Source organism: Streptomyces sp. CLV115, from assembly GCF_038448545.1.
GTDB lineage: Bacteria > Actinomycetota > Actinomycetes > Streptomycetales > Streptomycetaceae > Streptomyces > Streptomyces sanglieri.
In genome coordinates this window covers 12,152-29,395 of record NZ_JBCEWQ010000054.1, presented here as the reverse complement: position 1 = coordinate 29,395, position 17,244 = coordinate 12,152, and the positions used below count along the sequence as shown (strand labels likewise).

Sequence of the window (17,244 nt, the reverse complement as noted above, 5' to 3'; positions counted from 1 at the left end):
TTATCCGAAAAAGTTCCGTACGTGCTCCAGGCCGTCCACCAGGGCGTCGACCTCGGCGGGCGTGGAGTACAGATAGAACGACGCTCGCGTGGTCGCAGGAATTCCGTACCGCAGGCAGACCGGCCGTGCGCAGTGGTGTCCGACGCGGACCGCGATGCCCTGCTCGTCGAGCACCTGGCCCACGTCGTGCGGGTGGATGTCGCCGAGCGTGAAGGAGATCGTGGCGCCGCGGTCCTCGGCCGTGGCCGGGCCGATGATCCGGAGGTCCGGGACCTCCAGCAGCCGCTTCACCGCGTACTCGGTGATCGCGTGCTCGTGGCGGTAGATGTTCTCCATGCCGATCGCCGAGAGGTAGTCCACGGCCGCGCCGAGGCCCACGGCCTGGGCGATCGGGGGCGTACCGGCCTCGAACTTGTGCGGCGCGGGCGCGTACGTCGACGAGTGCATCGACACGGTCTCGATCATCTCGCCGCCGCCGAGGAACGGCGGCAGGTCCTCCAGGAGCTCCTGCCGTCCCCAGAGCACGCCGATGCCGGTCGGGCCGACCATCTTGTGACCGGTGAAGGCCACGAAGTCGGCCTGCAGCGCCTGCACGTCCAGCACCATGTGCGGGGCGGCCTGCGAGGCGTCGATGCAGACCAGCGCGCCGACCTGCTGGGCCCGGCGGATGATCTTCTCGACCGGGTTGATCGTGCCCATGATGTTGGAGACCAGGGTGAAGGAGACGATCTTCGTCTTCTCCGTGATGATCTCGTCGATGTCGGACAGGTCGAGACGGCCGTCGTCGGTGATGCCGAACCACTTCAGCTTCGCGCCCGTGCGCTGCGAGAGCAGCTGCCACGGCACGATGTTGGAGTGGTGCTCCATCTCCGTGGTGACGATCTCGGTGTCGTGGTCCACCCGGTAGGGCTCGTCGGCCCAGCCGAGCATGTTGGCCACGAGGTTGAGCGACTCGGAGGCGTTCTTGGTGAAGATCACCTCGTCGCGGCTGGGCGCGTTGATGAACGCGGCGACCTTGTCACGGGCGCCTTCGTACAGCGCCGTGGCCTCCTCCGCGATCGTGTACACACCGCGGTGCACATTGGCGTTGTGCCGCTCGTAGTACTCGTTGAGGGCATCGAGCACCTGGCGCGGCTTCTGCGAGGTCGCAGCGCTGTCCAGGTAAACGATCTTCTTCCCGTCGTGGACCGTACGATCCAGCAGGGGGAAGTCCTTGCGGATCGCCTCGGTGTCGAGGAGGCCGGAGAGCCCCTGGCGGGCGTCAGTCACGCGGAAGCGCCACCCTTCACATATGCCTCGTAGCCCTCGTTCTCCAGCTTGTCGGCGAGCTCGGCGCCGCCGGACTCGGCAATGCGGCCGTTGGCGAAGACGTGCACGAAGTCGGGCTTGATGTAGCGGAGGATCCGCGTGTAGTGCGTGATCAGCAGGGTGCCGACCTCGCCGGTCTCGCGGACCCGGTTGACGCCCTCGGAGACGATGCGCAGGGCGTCGACGTCCAGGCCGGAGTCGGTCTCGTCGAGGATCGCGACCTTCGGCTTGAGGAGCTCCAGCTGGAGGATCTCGTGGCGCTTCTTCTCACCGCCGGAGAAGCCCTCGTTGACGTTGCGCTCGGCGAACGCCGGGTCCATCTGGAGGCCGGCCATCGTCTCCTTGACCTCCTTCACCCAGGTGCGCAGCTTGGGCGCCTCGCCGCGGACGGCGGTGGCGGAGGTGCGGAGGAAGTTGGAGACCGAGACACCGGGGATCTCGACCGGGTACTGCATCGCGAGGAACAGACCGGCGCGGGCGCGCTCGTCGACGGTCATCTCCAGGACGTCCTCGCCGTCCAGGGTCACCGAGCCGCTGGTGATCGTGTACTTGGGGTGACCCGCGAGGGAGTACGCGAGGGTGGACTTGCCGGACCCGTTGGGGCCCATGATGGCGTGGGTCTCGCCCTGCTTCACGGTCAGGTCGACGCCCTTGAGGATCTCCTTCGTGGCGTTGTCGGCCTCGACGGAGACGTGCAGGTCGCGGATTTCAAGCGTTGCCATGGGTGACTCAGGACTCCTGGGTGACGGAGACGAGCACATCGTCCCCTTCGATCTTGACGGGGTATACGGGGACGGGGCGCGTCGCGGGAAGGCCGGACGGCTTGCCGGTGCGCAGGTCGAAGCTGGAGCCGTGCAGCCAGCACTCGATCGAGCAGTCCTCGACCTCTCCCTCGGACAGTGAGACGTTCGCGTGCGAGCAGATGTCGTTGATCGCGAACACCTCGCCCTCGGTACGGACGACGGACACCGGGACGCCGTCGAGCTCCACCCGCTTCGGGGTGTCGTCCTCCAGCTCACTCAGCGCACAGGCTTTGACGAAGGCCATCAGACGGCAGCCTTCAGCTCGGCCTCGATCTTTTCGAGCAGCCGCGCCTCGACGTCCGGCAGGCCGATCTGCTGGACGAGCTCGGCGAAGAAGCCACGCACGACGAGCCGGCGGGCCTCCTCGGCGTCGATGCCCCGGGACATCAGGTAGAAGAGCTGCTCGTCGTCGAAACGGCCGGTCGCCGAGGCGTGGCCGGCGCCGACGATCTCGCCGGTCTCGATCTCCAGGTTCGGCACGGAGTCGACCCGCGCGCCGTCCGTGAGGACGAGGTTGCGGTTCATCTCATAGGTGTCGGTGCCCTCGGCGGCGGCCTGGATGAGGACGTCACCGATCCACACGGCGTGTGCGCCGTCGCCCTGGAGCGCGCCCTTGTAGGCGGCGTTGGACTTGCAGTGCGGGGTGTTGTGGTCGACCAGGAGGCGGTGCTCCTGGTGCTGGCCCTTGTCGGTGAAGTACAGACCGAAGAGCTCGGCCTCGCCGCCGGTGCCCGCGTAGTTGACGCGCGGGTGGAGGCGGACGAGGTCGCCGCCGAAGGTGACGACGATCGACTTGAACGAGGCGTCCCGGCCGACCAGCGCGTTGTGCTGGCCGACGTGGACCGCGGTCTCGTCCCAGTCCTGCACGGAGACGACCGTGAGCTTCGCGCCGTCGCCGAGGACGTAGTCCACGTTGGCGGCGAGCACCGCGTCACCGGTGTGGTCGATGACGACGACGGCCTCGGCGAAGGCTCCGAGCTCGACGACCTGGTGGCCGTAGGCCACGCCGCCCTCGCCGTGCACCGCGATGCGGATCGGCTCGGTGAGCACGGCCTCCTTGGCGACCGTGACGACGGACGCCTGCTCGAAGGACGAGTACGCCTGGGCGGCGACGCGGTCCACCGGAGTGCCGGCCCTGCCGATCCGGGAGTCGTCACGGCCGACGGTCTCGACGGTGACGCCCTCGGGGGCCTCGATCGCGACCTTCACGCCGCCGCCGGTGGCGACGGCCGTGCCGTCGTGCAGCCCGCGCAGCCGCTCCAGCGGCGTGAACCGCCACTCCTCCTCGCGGCCGTGCGGGACCGGGAAGTCCGCGACGTCGAAGGACGGGGGCGCGCTCATGCGCGTGGCGACGGTCGACTCGGCGGCCACCGCGATGGATCCGGTGGTGGTGGAGCCCGCCGGGATGTTCTGAGCCTCAGCCATGGCTGTCGTAGTGCTCACTTTCTCTGTCAGTGGTCGGGGAATCCGGTCGTCAGGCTGCGCTAGCCGACCGAACCCTCCATCTGCAGCTCGATCAGCCGGTTGAGCTCAAGGGCGTACTCCATCGGCAGCTCCTTCGCGATCGGCTCGACGAAGCCGCGCACGATCATCGCCATCGCCTCGAACTCCGTCAGCCCGCGGCTCATCAGGTAGAAGAGCTGGTCCTCGGAGACCTTGGAGACGGTCGCCTCGTGACCCATCGACACGTCGTCCTCGCGGACGTCGACGTACGGGTAGGTGTCGGAGCGCGAGATCGTGTCGACCAGCAGCGCGTCGCAGAGCACGTTGGACTTCGCGCCCGGCGCGCCCTCGCCGATCTCGATCAGACCGCGGTAGGAGGTACGGCCGCCGCCTCGCGCCACCGACTTGGAGACGATGTTGGAGGAGGTGTTCGGCGCCATGTGGACCATCTTGGCGCCGGCGTCCTGGTGCTGGCCCTCGCCCGCGAAGGCGATGGACAGGGTCTCGCCCTTGGCGTGCTCGCCCATCAGGTAGACGGCCGGGTACTTCATGGTGACCTTGGAGCCGATGTTGCCGTCGACCCACTCCATGGTCGCGCCCTCGTAGGCCACGGCGCGCTTGGTGACCAGGTTGTAGACGTTGTTCGACCAGTTCTGGATCGTCGTGTAGCGGCAGCGGCCGCCCTTCTTCACGATGATCTCGACGACCGCGGAGTGCAGCGAGTCGGAGGAGTAGATCGGGGCGGTGCAGCCCTCGACGTAGTGGACGTAGGCGTCCTCGTCGACGATGATCAGCGTCCGCTCGAACTGGCCCATGTTCTCCGTGTTGATACGGAAGTAGGCCTGGAGCGGGATGTCGACGTGGACACCCTTGGGCACGTAGATGAACGAGCCGCCGGACCACACGGCCGAGTTCAGCGAGGCGAACTTGTTGTCGCCGACCGGGATGACGGTGCCGAAGTACTCCTTGAAGAGCTCCGGGTGCTCCTTCAGCGCGGTGTCGGTGTCGAGGAAGATGACGCCCTGCTCCTCCAGGTCCTCACGGATCTGGTGGTAGACGACCTCGGACTCGTACTGCGCGGCGACACCGGCGACCAGGCGCTGCTTCTCCGCCTCCGGGATGCCGAGCTTGTCGTAGGTGTTCTTGATGTCCTCGGGCAGGTCCTCCCAGGACTCCGCCTGCTTCTCGGTGGACCGCACGAAGTACTTGATGTTGTCGAAGTCGATGCCCGACAGGTCGGAGCCCCAGTTCGGCATGGGCTTCTTGTCGAACAGCCGCAGGCCCTTGAGGCGCAGCTTCAGCATCCACTCGGGCTCGTTCTTCTTCGCCGAGATGTCGCGGACGACCTCCTCGGAGAGCCCGCGCTTGGCGGCGGCGCCCGCCGCGTCGGAGTCGGCCCAGCCGAATTCGTACGTGCCCAGACCCTCGAGTTCGGGGTGGGCAGTCTCCGTAGGGAGCGTCATGCGGGGTTCCTCCCGGCCGTGCTTGCAGATGCTGAATTGGTGGTCTGTGGTGCTGAGTGGCCGCTGCGCGGAATGTACGTCGTGCACACACCGTCGCCGTGGGCGATGGTGGCCAGACGCTGCACATGCGTCCCGAGGAGAGTGGAGAAGAACTCCGTCTCCGCCTCGCACAGCTGCGGGTACTGCTCGGCGACATGGGCGACCGGGCAGTGGTGCTGGCACAGCTGCTCACCCTGCTGCGGACCCGGCGCGCTACGCGCCGTAGCAGCGTACCCGTCGGCGGACAGGGCCTTGGCCAGCGCTTCGGTGCGGGCCTCGGGGTCCGCGGCCTCGACCGCCGTGCGGTACGCCTCGGACTGGGACTCGATCCTGGCGCGGGCGAAAGCGGCGACCGCCTCCTCGCCCGCGGTCTCGGCGATCCAGCGCAGGGCATCCGCCGCGAGCTTGTCGTAGGACTGGTCGAAGGCGTCCCGGCCGCAGTCGGTGAGGGCGAACACCTTGGCCGGGCGGCCACGGGTCCGGGCTCCGTAGACCCGCTGCTCACGGGCCTCCACGACGTTGTCCGAGACGAGGGCGTCGAGATGGCGGCGGACCGCCGCCTGGGTGAGGCCGAGGCGCTTCGCCAGCTCGGCGACGGTGGACGGGCCGTGGTCCAGGATGGAGCGCGCGACCCGGTTGCGCGTCGAGCGCTCTCCGGTCGCGAGTTCCTCCTGCGGAGCCTCGCCGACGTATTTCACAACGCCATTGTTGCGTAATTCATCCGGCCCTGACAACCACGGTCCGAAACGATCTACGGTGCCGTTCATCACTTAGGGTCACCTAATGCGGCCCCGGCGGACGGGGCCGCCCCACCCCCTGCCTAGACTTGTCGGCCATGAAGAGCGAGTCGGCCGTAGAGGTCCGCGGCCTGGTGAAGCGCTACGGCCCCAAGACCGCTGTGGACGGCCTCGACCTGTGCGTACGCGCCGGCGCGGTCACCGCCGTCCTCGGCCCCAACGGCGCCGGCAAGACCACCACGATCGAGACCTGCGAGGGCTACCGCCGCCCCGACGCCGGGACCGTACGGGTCCTCGGCCTCGACCCGGTCGCCGACGCCGCCGAGCTGCGCCCCCGGATCGGCGTGATGCTCCAGTCGGGTGGCGTCTACTCCGGGGCGCGCGCCGACGAGATGCTCCGCCACATGGCGAAGCTGCACGCCCACCCGCTGGACGTGGACGCCCTGATCGAGCGCCTCGGCCTCGGCGGCTGCGGCCGTACGACCTACCGGCGGCTCTCCGGCGGCCAGCAGCAGCGGCTCGCCCTGGCGATGGCCGTCGTGGGCCGCCCCGAGCTGGTCTTCCTGGACGAGCCGACCGCCGGCCTGGACCCGCAGGCCCGCCGCTCCACCTGGGAACTCGTGCGCGAACTGCGCACCGACGGGGTCTCCACCGTCCTGACCACGCACTTCATGGACGAGGCCGAGGAGCTCGCCGACGACGTCGCCGTCATCGACGCGGGCAGGGTGATCGCCCAGGGCAGCCCCGAGGCACTCTGCCGGGGCGGCGCCGAGAACACCCTGCGCTTCACCGGCCGGCCCGGTCTCGACACCGGCTCGCTGCTCAAGGCACTGCCCGACGGTTCCGAGGCGGCCGAGATCCTCCCGGGCACGTACCGCATCACCGGAGACGTCGACCCGGAGCTGCTGGCCACCGTCACCTCCTGGTGCGCCCAGCACGGAGTGATGCCGTCCGGCATCTCCGTGGAGCGGCACACCCTGGAGGACGTTTTCCTGGAACTGACCGGCAAGGAGCTGCGCGCATGAGCGCCGGTACGTACACCCCCCGGCCGGGCGCCGCCCCGCTGGGCCGCATGATCGCCGCGCAGACCGCGCTGGAGACGCGGATGCTGCTGCGCAACGGCGAGCAGCTGCTGCTGACCGTGATCATCCCGACGCTGCTGCTGGTGCTGTTCAGCGCGGTCGACATCGTGGACACCGGCGCGGGCGAGTCCGTCGACTTCCTGGCGCCCGGCATCCTCGCGCTCGCCGTGATGTCCACGGCCTTCACGGGCCAGGCCATCGCCACCGGTTTCGAGCGGCGGTACGGGGTCCTCAAGCGGCTCGCGGCCTCACCGCTGCCGCGCTGGGCGCTGATGACCTCCAAGACCCTCGCGGTGCTGGTCACCGAGGTGCTCCAGGTGGTGCTGCTCACGGTGATCGCGTTCGCGCTCGGCTGGTCGCCGCAGGGCAACCCCCTCGCCGTCGTGCTGCTGCTCGTGCTCGGCACGGCGGCCTTCTCCGGGCTCGGGCTGCTGATGGCCGGGACGCTCAAGGCGGAGGCGACGCTCGCCGCCGCCAACCTGGTCTTCCTGCTGCTGCTGGTCGGCGGCGGGGTCGTCGTGCCGCTGGACAAGTTCCCGGACGCGGTGCAGTCGGTCCTCGGGCTGCTGCCGATCGCGGCACTGTCGGACGGCCTGCGGGACGTGCTCCAGCACGGTGCGGCGATGCCCTGGGGCGGCCTCGGCGTCCTGGCGGTGTGGGCGGTGCTCGGGCTGGGCGCGGCGGCGAGGTTCTTCCGCTGGGAGTGAGCCCGGCGGGCTCCCGCACGTGAGCGCGCGGACGCGCTCCGTCGGCGTTTCGGGTAACTCGTCCCCCTCGTGAAAGCTTGCACAAGCCGCCGCCTACGATGGTGCGCGTGCCCAAGCTGACCCGAGCCGAAGTCGCTCAAGCCGCGCGGAACCCGCTCCTGTACATCGCCGAGCGATGGACCCCCTCCCCCCGTACGGTCCGCCGTGCGGCCATGTCCGCGGTCGTCATGGCCGTGCTCATCGTCGTGACCGGTGGCGCGGTACGGCTGACCGGCTCCGGCCTCGGCTGCCCGACCTGGCCCAAGTGCACCGACGAGAGCCTCACGGCGACGAGCGAGATGGGCTTCCACGGCGCCATCGAGTTCGGCAACCGTATGCTGACGTACGTCCTGTGCGCGGCCGTCGGCTGGGCGATCATCGCCGCCCGGTCCGCCAAGCCCTGGCGGCGCAGCCTGACGAAGCTCGGCTGGGTGCAGTTCTGGGTGGTCATGGGCAACGCCGTGCTCGGCGGCATCGTGGTGCTGGTCGGCCTCAACCCGTACACCGTCGCGGCGCACTTCCTGCTCTCCACGGCGCTGCTCACCGTCGCGATGGTGACCTGGCAGCGGACCCGCGAGGGCGACGAGGCGCCCCGGCCGCTGGTCGGCAGGGCGGTGTCCCAGCTGACCTGGCTGCTCACGGTCGCCGCGGGGCTGCTGATCGCGGTCGGCACGGTCGTCACGGGCGCCGGGCGGCACGCGGGCGACTCCAGCGATGTGCACCGCATTCCGATCGACTGGAAGATGGTCGCGCAGCTGCACGCCGATCTGGCCTGGGTCGTGGTGGCGCTGACCGTCGCGCTCTGGTTCGTGCTGAAGGCCGTCGACGCGCCGGCCGGCCCGCTGCACCGCGCCCGTGACCTCTTCCTGGTGCTGATGGCGCAGGGCGTGATCGGGTACGTGCAGTACTTCACCGACACCCCGGAGATCCTGGTCGGCGTGCACATGCTGGGCTCGTGCCTGGTGTGGATCGCGGTCGTGCGGGTGGTCCTGTCGCTGCGTGAGCGCCCCGTGGCCGTGGCCGCGGTGCCCGGCCCCGCCGCCGGGCAGCCGGAGCCCGCAGCGGCCGGCTGACCGCGAGCGGCCCCTCCCCTACGGGGGAAGTGCCGGTCAGGCCTTGTCGGAGGGGCCGCCGATCTGGATGCCGGCCATCCTCGTCCACTCGTACGGGCCGGTGCGGACCTTCGCGGCGAACTCGCCGTCGAACTCGTCGTGCATCGTGATCCCGGCCTTGCGCGTGGCGCTCTCGGCGACCGCGTACGACGGGGCGACCAGATCGCCCCAGCCGCCGTCCTCGCCCACGAGCACGATGCGGGCGCCCCGCTGCCCGATGTAGGCGAGCTGTCCCTCCGCGCCGCCGTGCGCCTCGGCGAAGGCACCGATCTCCTTGGCGAGCTTCGCCGCCCTGCGCTCCGCGCGGGCCGCCTGCTTGCCGCTCTCCACCTGGGTCTCTGCCGTCTCAGCCATGTTCAGGATGCTACCGACGGGTAGATCGACGCGCGACGGGCGGGGTACGTGGCCTGGGCCACGCACCCCGCCCGTCGGCAGGTGTCGAGCAGCGGGACTACCTCAGGAAGGGGTCGACCGCCACGGCGACGAAGAGCAGTGAGACATAGGTGATGGACCAGTGGAACAGCCGCATCTCCTTGAGCTTGGCCCCGGTCACACCGGCCTTGGCCCGGTTCTGCAGACCGTGCGCCTCCCAGAGCCAGAACCCGCCGGTCAACAGCGCCACCACCGTGTAGAACCAGCCGGTGTAGCCGAGCGGGGTCAGCAGCAGCGACACGGCCACCATCACCCAGCTGTAGACGACGATCTGGCGGGCCACCACCCGGTTGGACGCGACGACCGGAAGCATCGGGACGCCGACCCGGGCGTAGTCCTCCTTCACCTTCATGGAGAGCGGCCAGTAGTGCGGCGGCGTCCAGAAGAAGATGACGGCGAAGAGGATGACGGCCGCCCACGACATGGAGTTCGTGACGGCGGACCAGCCGATGAGGACCGGCAGGCAGCCCGCGATGCCGCCCCAGACGATGTTCTGTGCGGTGCGGCGCTTCAGCAGCATCGTGTAGACGACGACGTAGAAGAGCAGGGCACCGAGCGACAGCGCGGCCGACAGCCAGTTGACCAGGAGGCCGAACCAGACCGTCGAGATCACGGCGAGGGAGATGCCGAAGACCAGGCACTCGGCCGGGCTCACCATGCCGGTGACCAGCGGGCGCTGCGACGTACGGTCCATCAGCGCGTCGATGTCGCGGTCGATGTACATGTTCAGCGCGTTGGCACCGCCCGCGGAGAGATATCCGCCGACGGTGGTGGTGACCACGAGCCACAGGTCGGGCACACCCTGAGCGGCGAGGAACATCACCGGAACAGTGGTGATCAGCAACAGCTCGATGATCCGCGGCTTGGTCAGCGCCACGAATGCCTTGACACGGGCCCCGAACGGGCGATGGCCCCCTGGGCTGGGAGTCAAGGCGACCCCTGCGGGTCGGGACTCGACGGCCGTCACGCACACCCCTGACAGAGAAATCCCAGCAAGCTCCGGGCGTGAAGGCCCGGTAAAGACTTGCGCGAACCAGACCACTGTAGACGTTGGGGACAGGCCGATCTTCGCGGGGGTCGGTCGTGTTGAACGGGCGCCGGAAGCAGCGGCGCCTCGCCCTCGTGGTGCGGCGCGGGCCGGCGGGCCGGTCGCCGTGATACTGCGCGTGAGCGGCCCTCCCGCTCACCGGAGCGGTACAGAAGTGCGAAGACATGCTCGTCGGAGGGCCCATAAGTAAGGAGAAGCGCTCATCGGAGTGGCGCAGAAGTGAGCCGTCCCGCTCATACGGGAGGCGAACTCCGCGGGCCGCCTGCACCCTGGAAAGCAGCCGGAAAATGCTTGTTCCGACGGGGGTAGGCTCGACAACGCCCGGTGCGGTCACAGTCACCGGTTTACAACAGTGGAGAGGAGCCCTGACTCAGGGTGAGCACCAAGCCGACCACCACAGATCTCCAGTGGACCGAATTGGACCAGCGGGCCGTGGACACTGTCCGTGTCCTTGCAGCGGACGCCGTACAGAAGGTCGGAAACGGCCACCCTGGTACGGCCATGAGCCTCGCTCCCGCCGCGTACACCCTCTTCCAGAAGGTGATGCGCCACGACCCCGCCGACGCGGACTGGGCCGGGCGCGACCGGTTCGTGCTCTCGGCCGGTCACACCAGCCTGACCCTCTACATCCAGCTCTACCTGGCCGGGTACGGCCTGGAGCTCGACGACCTCAAGGCCTTCCGCACCTGGGGCTCCAAGACCCCCGGTCACCCGGAGTACGGTCACACCACCGGCGTCGAGACGACCACCGGCCCGCTGGGCCAGGGTGTCGCCAACGCCGTGGGCATGGCGATGGCCTCCCGGTACGAGCGCGGCCTGTTCGACCCGGACGCGGCCCCCGGCACCTCCCCCTTCGACCACATGGTCTGGGTCGTCGCCGGTGACGGCTGCCTCCAGGAGGGCATCTCCGCGGAGGCCTCCTCGCTGGCCGGGCACCAGAAGCTCGGCAACCTGGTCCTGCTGTGGGACGACAACCACATCTCCATCGAGGGCGACACGGAGACCGCGGTCTCCGAGGACACCTTGAAGCGCTACGAGGCGTACGGCTGGCACGTCCAGCGCGTCGAGCAGCTGCCGAGCGGCGACCTCGACCCGGCGGGTCTGTTCGCGGCGCTCCAGGCGGCCAAGGCCGAGACCGAGCGCCCGTCGTTCATCGCGGCCCGCTCGATCATCGCCTGGCCCGCGCCGCACGCGCAGAACACCGAGGCCTCGCACGGTTCGGCGCTCGGCGCCGAGGAGGTCGCGGCGACGAAGCGGGTGCTCGGCTTCGACCCGGAGAAGACCTTCGAGGTCTCCGACGAGGTCATCGCCCACACCCGTGAGGCGCTGGACCGCGGCCGCGAGGCCAAGGGCGAGTGGGAGAAGTCCTTCGCCGCCTGGCGCACCGCCAACCCGGAGCGCGCCGCCGACTTCGACCGGATCTCCGCCGGTGAGCTTCCCGCGGGCTGGGAGGACAGGCTTCCGGTCTTCGAGCCGGGCAAGGGTGTCGCCACCCGTGCCGCCTCCGGCAAGGTGCTCCAGGCGCTCGGCGAGATCATCCCCGAGCTGTGGGGCGGCTCCGCCGACCTCGCCGGCTCGAACAACACCACGATCGACAAGACGTCGTCGTTCCTCCCGGCCGGCAACCCGCTGCCGGGCGCGGACCCGTACGGCCGCACGATCCACTTCGGCATCCGCGAGCACGCCATGGCCGCCGCCATGAACGGCATCGCGCTGCACGGCAACACCCGCATCTACGGCGGCACCTTCCTGGTGTTCTCCGACTACATGCGCAACGCCGTGCGCCTGTCCGCGCTGATGCACCTGCCGGTGACCTACGTGTGGACGCACGACTCGATCGGTCTCGGCGAGGACGGTCCGACCCACCAGCCGGTGGAGCACCTGGCCTCGCTGCGCGCCATCCCGGGCCTGAACATCGTCCGCCCGGCCGACGCCAACGAGACCTCCATCGCCTGGCGCGAGATCCTGCGCCGCTACACCAAGGTGTTCGGCAAGGGCGCCCCGCACGGTCTGGCGCTGACCCGCCAGGGCGTTCCGACGTACCCGGCCAACGAGGACGCGGCCAAGGGCGGCTACGTGCTCTTCGAGGCCGAGGGGTCCGACGGGCAGAGCACAGAACCGCAGGTGCTGCTGATCGGCACCGGTTCCGAGGTGCACCTCGCCGTCGAGGCGCGCGAGGAGCTCCAGGCGGCCGGCATTCCGACCCGGGTGGTCTCGATGCCGTCGGTCGAGTGGTTCGAGGAGCAGGACCAGGCGTACAAGGACAGCGTTCTGCCGCCGTCCGTGAAGGCGCGCGTCGCGGTCGAGGCCGGCATCGGCCTGACCTGGTACCGCTACGTCGGTGACGCCGGCCGGATCGTCTCGCTGGAGCACTTCGGTGCCTCGGCCGACGCCAAGGTCCTCTTCCGCGAGTTCGGCTTCACCGGCGAGCACGTCGCCGCCGCCGCGCGGGAATCTCTCGCCGCAGCCACGCGCTGACGCCGATATACGACTAGTAGGAGATGCAATTCTCATGACAGACGCACTCAAGCGCCTCTCCGACGAGGGCGTGGCGATCTGGCTCGATGACCTGTCGCGCAAGCGGATCACCTCGGGCAATCTCGCCGAGCTGATCGACCAGCAGCACGTCGTGGGCGTCACCACCAACCCGTCGATCTTCCAGAAGGCGATCTCCTCGGGCGACGGGTACGAGCAGCAGCTCACCGACCTCGCCACCCGCAAGGTCACCGTCGACGAGGCCATCCGCATGATCACGACGGCCGACGTACGGGACGCGGCGGACATCCTGCGTCCGGTCTTCGACGCCACGGACGGCCAGGACGGCCGGGTCTCCATCGAGGTCGACCCGCGCCTGGCCCACCACACCGCGGCCACCGTCGCCGAGGCCAAGCAGCTGGCCTGGCTGGTGGACCGGCCCAACACGCTCATCAAGATCCCGGCGACGAAGGCCGGTCTCCCGGCGATCACCGAGGTCATCGGCAAGGGCATCAGCGTCAACGTCACGCTGATCTTCTCGCTGGAGCGCTACCGCGAGGTCATGGACGCCTACCTGGCGGGCCTGGAGAAGGCGAAGGCCGCGGGCCTGGACCTCTCCCTGATCCACTCGGTGGCCTCGTTCTTCGTGTCCCGCGTGGACACCGAGATCGACAAGCGTCTCGACACCGTCGGCACCGACGAGGCCAAGGCCCTCAAGGGCAAGGCGGCGCTCGCCAACGCGCGGCTCGCCTACCAGGCGTACGAAGAGGTCTTCTCCTCGGAGCGCTGGGCCGCCCTGGACAGGGCGCAGGCCAACAAGCAGCGTCCGCTGTGGGCCTCGACCGGCGTCAAGGACCCCGCGTACAAGGACACCCTGTACGTCGTCGACCTGGTCGCCCCCGGCACGGTGAACACCATGCCCGAGGCCACCCTGGACGCCACGGCGGACCACGGGGAGGTCACCGGCAACACGATCGCCGGCACCTACGAGCAGGCCCGCGCCGATCTCGACGCCGTGGCGAAGCTCGGGATCTCCTACGACGACGTCGTCCAGCTCCTGGAGGACGAGGGCGTCGAGAAGTTCGAGGCCTCCTGGATCGACCTGCTCAACTCGACCGAGGCGGAGCTCAAGCGCCTCGCCCCTTCGGAGGGCTGACCACCTTGTCTGGTGTTCCCGGAGCCAACCCGCTTCGTGACCCCCAGGACCGACGGCTTCCGCGCATCGCGGGGCCGTCGGGTCTGGTGATCTTCGGGGTCACGGGTGATTTGTCCCGTAAAAAGCTGATGCCCGCCGTGTACGACCTGGCCAATCGCGGCCTGTTGCCGCCGGGCTTCTCCCTCATCGGATTCGCGCGCCGCGAGTGGCAGGACGAGGACTTCGCACAGGAGGTCCACGACGCCGTCAAGCAGCACGCCCGTACACCGTTCCGCGAAGAGGTCTGGCAGCAGCTCATCCAGGGGATGCGCTTCGTCCAGGGCAACTTCGACGACGACGAGGCCTTCGAACAGCTGAAGACCACGATCCAGGAGCTGGACAAGGCGCAGGGCACGGGCGGCAACTTCGCCTTCTACCTGTCCGTGCCGCCGAAGTTCTTCCCCAAGGTCGTCCAGCAGCTCAAGAAGCACGGCCTGGCGGACCAGAAGGAGGGCTCCTGGCGGCGTGCCGTCATCGAGAAGCCCTTCGGCCACGACCTGAAGAGCGCGCAGGAGCTCAACCAGATCGTGCACGACGTCTTCCCGCCCAACGAGGTCTTCCGGATCGACCACTACCTGGGCAAGGAGACGGTCCAGAACATCCTGGCGCTGCGGTTCGCCAACACGATGTTCGAGCCGATCTGGAACAGGTCGTACGTCGACCACGTCCAGATCACGATGGCCGAGGACATCGGCATCGGCGGCCGGGCCGGCTACTACGACGGCATCGGCGCCGCCCGTGACGTCATCCAGAACCACCTGCTCCAGCTGCTGGCGCTGACCGCGATGGAGGAGCCCGGCTCCTTCCACCCGAAGGCCCTGGTCGCCGAGAAGCTCAAGGTGCTCACGGCGGTGGAGCTGCCGGAGGACCTGGGCAAGCACACGGTCCGCGCCCAGTACGCGCACGCGTGGCAGGGCGGCGAGGAGGTCCCCGGCTACCTCGAAGAGGACGGCATCGACCCCAAGTCGAAGACCGACACCTTCGCCGCGATCAAGCTGACGATCAACAACCGCCGCTGGGCGGGCGTGCCGTTCTACCTCCGGACCGGAAAGCGGCTCGGCCGCCGGGTCACGGAGATCGCGGTCGTCTTCAAGCGGGCCCCGTACCTGCCCTTCGAGTCCGGCGCCACCGAGGAGCTGGGCGGCAACGCCCTGGTCATCCGGGTGCAGCCGGACGAGGGCGTGACCGTGCGGTTCGGCTCCAAGGTGCCCGGCACCTCGATGGAGGTCCGGGACGTCACGATGGACTTCGCCTACGGCGAGTCCTTCACGGAGTCCAGCCCCGAGGCCTACGAGCGGCTCATCCTCGATGTGCTGCTCGGTGACGCCAACCTCTTCCCCCGGCACCAGGAGGTCGAGCTGTCCTGGAACATCCTCGACCCGATCGAGGAGTACTGGGACAAGCACGGCAAGCCCGCACAGTACCCGGCGGGCACCTGGGGTCCGGCCGAGGCCGACGAGATGCTCGCACGAGACGGACGGAGCTGGCGCCGGCCATGAAGATCGATCTCACGGAGACCACTTCCAGCAAGATCAACCAGGCGCTGGTCTCGGCCCGCCGGGCCATCGGCACCCCGGCCATCGGCATGGTGCTCACCCTGGTCATCGTCACCGACGAGGAGAACGCGTACGACGCGCTCAAGTCGGCCGGTGACGCCTCGCGCGAGCACCCCTCGCGGATCATCGCGGTGATCAAGCGGGTCAGCCGCTCGCCGCGCAGCCGCCGGGACGCCCGGCTCGACGCCGAGGTGCGGGTCGGTTCCGACGCGGGCACCGGCGAGACGGTCGTCCTGCGTCTCCACGGCGAGCTGGTCAATCACGCCCAGTCGGTGGTCCTGCCGCTGCTGCTGCCGGATGCCCCGGTCGTGGTCTGGTGGCCCGAGGACGCCCCCGCCGACCCGGCGAAGGACCCGCTGGGCGCGCTCGCCCAGCGCCGGATCACGGACGCGTACTCGGCGGAGCACCCGGGCGAGGAGCTGGCGGTCCGCGCCGACTCGTACACCCCGGGCGACACCGACCTGGCGTGGACCCGCATCACGCCGTGGCGCTCGATGCTGGCGGCCTCGCTCGACCAGCAGTCCGCCAAGGTCGTCTCGGCGACCGTCGAGGGCGAGTCGGAGAACCCGAGCTGCGAGCTGCTCGCCATGTGGCTCGCGGACCGGCTCAAGGTGCCGGTGGAGCGCACCGTCTCCGCCGGTCCCGGTCTGACGGCCGTGCGGATGGAGACCAAGAACGGCGTCATCGTCCTGGACCGTCCCGACGGTTCGCTGGCCACGCTCTCGATGCAGGGCCAGCCGGACCGCGCGGTGGCGCTGAAGCGGCGGGAGACCGCCGAGCTGCTCGCCGAGGAGCTGCGCCGGCTGGACCCGGACAACACCTATGCGGCGACGGTGAGGTTCGGCGTGGCGAAGCTCGCCGGACAGGCGCGGCCGAAGCCGGCCGAGCCCGCGGCGGACGCCGCCCCGGCCGCCGCGAAGAAGACCGCGGCCAAGAAGGCGGCGTCGAAGTGAGTGCTCCGCAGCTTGTCGTGCACCGCGACAAGGAGCTGATGGCGCAGGCCGCCGCGGCCCGGCTGATCACGAGGATCGTGGACGCCCAGGCCGCACGCGGCTACGCCTCGGTGGTCCTCACCGGCGGGCGCAACGGCAACGGCCTGCTGGCCGCGCTCGCCGCCGCGCCCGCCCGGGACGCGATCGACTGGTCGCGGCTCGATCTGTGGTGGGGCGACGAGCGGTTCCTGCCCGAGGGCGACCCGGAGCGCAATGTCACGCAGGCCCGCGAGGCCCTGCTGGACTCGGTGGATCTCGACCCGTCCCGGGTGCACGCGATGCCCGCCTCGGACGGCCCCTGGGGCGGCGACGCCGACGCGGCGGCCGCCGCGTACGCCGGGGAGCTGGCCGCCGCGGCCGGTCCCGAGGACCACGGTCCGGTGCCGACGTTCGACGTGCTGATGCTGGGCGTCGGTCCGGACACACATGTCGCGTCGCTCTTCCCGGAGCTGCCCGCGGTACGGGAGACCGAGCGCACCGTCGTCGGTGTGCACGGCGCTCCCAAGCCGCCGCCCACCCGCGTCTCGCTCACGCTGCCCGCGATCCGGGCGGCGCGCGAGGTGTGGCTGCTCGCCGCCGGCGAGGACAAGGCGGAGGCCGCGGAGATCGCGCTCTCGGGAGCCGGGGAGATCCAGGCCCCGGCGGCCGGTGCGTACGGCCGCGCCCGCACCCTGTGGCTGCTGGACGCGGCGGCGGCCTCCCGGCTGCCGCGCGCGCTGTATCCGCCCGCCTCTCCCTGACCGTCCGTCAGTACGGTTGCGCACAGGCCCGGTCCGCTCCTCGGAGCGGACCGGGCCTGTCGCGTGAAAGGAT

At 69.8% G+C, this 17,244-nt stretch carries 16 protein-coding genes; 8 read left to right on the top strand and 8 right to left on the bottom strand.

Annotation, left to right across the window (positions count from 1 at the left end):
* From AADR41_RS19880 to AADR41_RS19855, 6 genes are read right to left on the bottom strand one after another with little or no spacing between them, the layout of a single operon-like run.
* Nucleotides 1-1,269: a cysteine desulfurase gene (locus AADR41_RS19880; RefSeq protein WP_342282762.1), complete on the bottom strand. Its 1,269-nt coding sequence runs from the start codon at nt 1,267-1,269 to the stop codon at nt 1-3.
* Nucleotides 1,266-2,030 carry a Fe-S cluster assembly ATPase SufC gene (gene sufC / locus AADR41_RS19875; RefSeq protein ID WP_124718331.1) on the bottom strand — a complete coding sequence of 255 codons (765 nt, stop codon included), beginning with the start codon at nt 2,028-2,030 and terminating at the stop codon, nt 1,266-1,268. Before sufC ends, AADR41_RS19880 begins: the two co-directional genes overlap by 4 nt.
* A gap of 7 nt (nt 2,031-2,037) precedes the next feature.
* On the bottom strand, nt 2,038-2,355 hold the full coding sequence (locus AADR41_RS19870; protein ID WP_148834126.1) for a bifunctional 3-phenylpropionate/cinnamic acid dioxygenase ferredoxin subunit: 318 nt from the start codon (nt 2,353-2,355) through the stop codon (nt 2,038-2,040).
* Nucleotides 2,355-3,536, bottom strand: coding sequence for a Fe-S cluster assembly protein SufD (sufD, locus tag AADR41_RS19865; RefSeq protein ID WP_342282761.1), 1,182 nt, complete (start codon nt 3,534-3,536; stop codon nt 2,355-2,357). Before sufD ends, AADR41_RS19870 begins: the two co-directional genes overlap by 1 nt.
* 59 nt (nt 3,537-3,595) lie before the next feature.
* A complete protein-coding gene (gene sufB, locus AADR41_RS19860) occupies nt 3,596-5,017 on the bottom strand; it encodes a Fe-S cluster assembly protein SufB (protein WP_266736472.1) in 1,422 nt (473 codons plus the stop codon).
* On the bottom strand, nt 5,014-5,754 hold the full coding sequence (locus AADR41_RS19855; RefSeq protein WP_342282760.1) for a helix-turn-helix transcriptional regulator: 741 nt from the start codon (nt 5,752-5,754) through the stop codon (nt 5,014-5,016). Before AADR41_RS19855 ends, sufB begins: the two co-directional genes overlap by 4 nt.
* A gap of 137 nt (nt 5,755-5,891) precedes the next feature.
* Here AADR41_RS19855 and AADR41_RS19850 point away from each other — a divergent pair, with 137 nt between their 5' ends.
* The 3 genes from AADR41_RS19850 (at nt 5,892) to AADR41_RS19840 (ending at nt 8,694) form a co-directional block, all read left to right on the top strand.
* Nucleotides 5,892-6,818 carry an ABC transporter ATP-binding protein gene (locus AADR41_RS19850; protein WP_342282759.1) on the top strand — a complete coding sequence of 309 codons (927 nt, stop codon included), beginning with the start codon at nt 5,892-5,894 and terminating at the stop codon, nt 6,816-6,818.
* Nucleotides 6,815-7,582 carry an ABC transporter permease gene (locus tag AADR41_RS19845; protein WP_342282758.1) on the top strand — a complete coding sequence of 256 codons (768 nt, stop codon included), beginning with the start codon at nt 6,815-6,817 and terminating at the stop codon, nt 7,580-7,582. The genes AADR41_RS19850 and AADR41_RS19845 overlap by 4 nt, the downstream gene beginning before the upstream one ends.
* Nucleotides 7,583-7,680: 98 nt before the next feature.
* Nucleotides 7,681-8,694, top strand: coding sequence for a COX15/CtaA family protein (locus tag AADR41_RS19840; RefSeq protein ID WP_342282757.1), 1,014 nt, complete (start codon nt 7,681-7,683; stop codon nt 8,692-8,694).
* Between the two features lie 36 nt (nt 8,695-8,730).
* Here the strand turns inward: AADR41_RS19840 and AADR41_RS19835 are convergent, their stop codons facing one another.
* A complete protein-coding gene (locus AADR41_RS19835) occupies nt 8,731-9,087 on the bottom strand; it encodes a hypothetical protein (protein WP_342282756.1) in 357 nt (118 codons plus the stop codon).
* A 97-nt stretch (nt 9,088-9,184) separates the two neighbouring features.
* Entirely contained in the window at nt 9,185-10,138 is a 954-nt protein-coding gene (locus AADR41_RS19830; RefSeq protein ID WP_342282755.1) for a heme o synthase, read from the bottom strand.
* A gap of 450 nt (nt 10,139-10,588) precedes the next feature.
* On the opposite strand from AADR41_RS19830, the gene tkt reads away from it, so the two are divergent.
* From tkt to pgl, 5 genes are read left to right on the top strand one after another with little or no spacing between them, the layout of a single operon-like run.
* Entirely contained in the window at nt 10,589-12,691 is a 2,103-nt protein-coding gene (gene tkt / locus AADR41_RS19825; RefSeq protein ID WP_342282754.1) for a transketolase, read from the top strand.
* Between the two features lie 34 nt (nt 12,692-12,725).
* A complete protein-coding gene (gene tal, locus AADR41_RS19820; RefSeq protein ID WP_266494855.1) occupies nt 12,726-13,844 on the top strand; it encodes a transaldolase in 1,119 nt (372 codons plus the stop codon).
* Nucleotides 13,845-13,849: 5 nt separating this feature from the next.
* Nucleotides 13,850-15,382, top strand: a complete 1,533-nt coding sequence (gene zwf, locus AADR41_RS19815) for a glucose-6-phosphate dehydrogenase (RefSeq protein WP_266916651.1) — start codon at nt 13,850-13,852, stop codon at nt 15,380-15,382.
* On the top strand, nt 15,379-16,392 hold the full coding sequence (gene opcA / locus AADR41_RS19810) for a glucose-6-phosphate dehydrogenase assembly protein OpcA (RefSeq protein ID WP_342282753.1): 1,014 nt from the start codon (nt 15,379-15,381) through the stop codon (nt 16,390-16,392). The genes zwf and opcA overlap by 4 nt, the downstream gene beginning before the upstream one ends.
* The gene (pgl, locus tag AADR41_RS19805; protein ID WP_342282752.1) at nt 16,389-17,171 is read left to right on the top strand and encodes a 6-phosphogluconolactonase; all 783 of its coding nucleotides are present in this window, start codon (nt 16,389-16,391) and stop codon (nt 17,169-17,171) included. The genes opcA and pgl overlap by 4 nt, the downstream gene beginning before the upstream one ends.
* Nucleotides 17,172-17,244 lie beyond the last annotated feature (73 nt).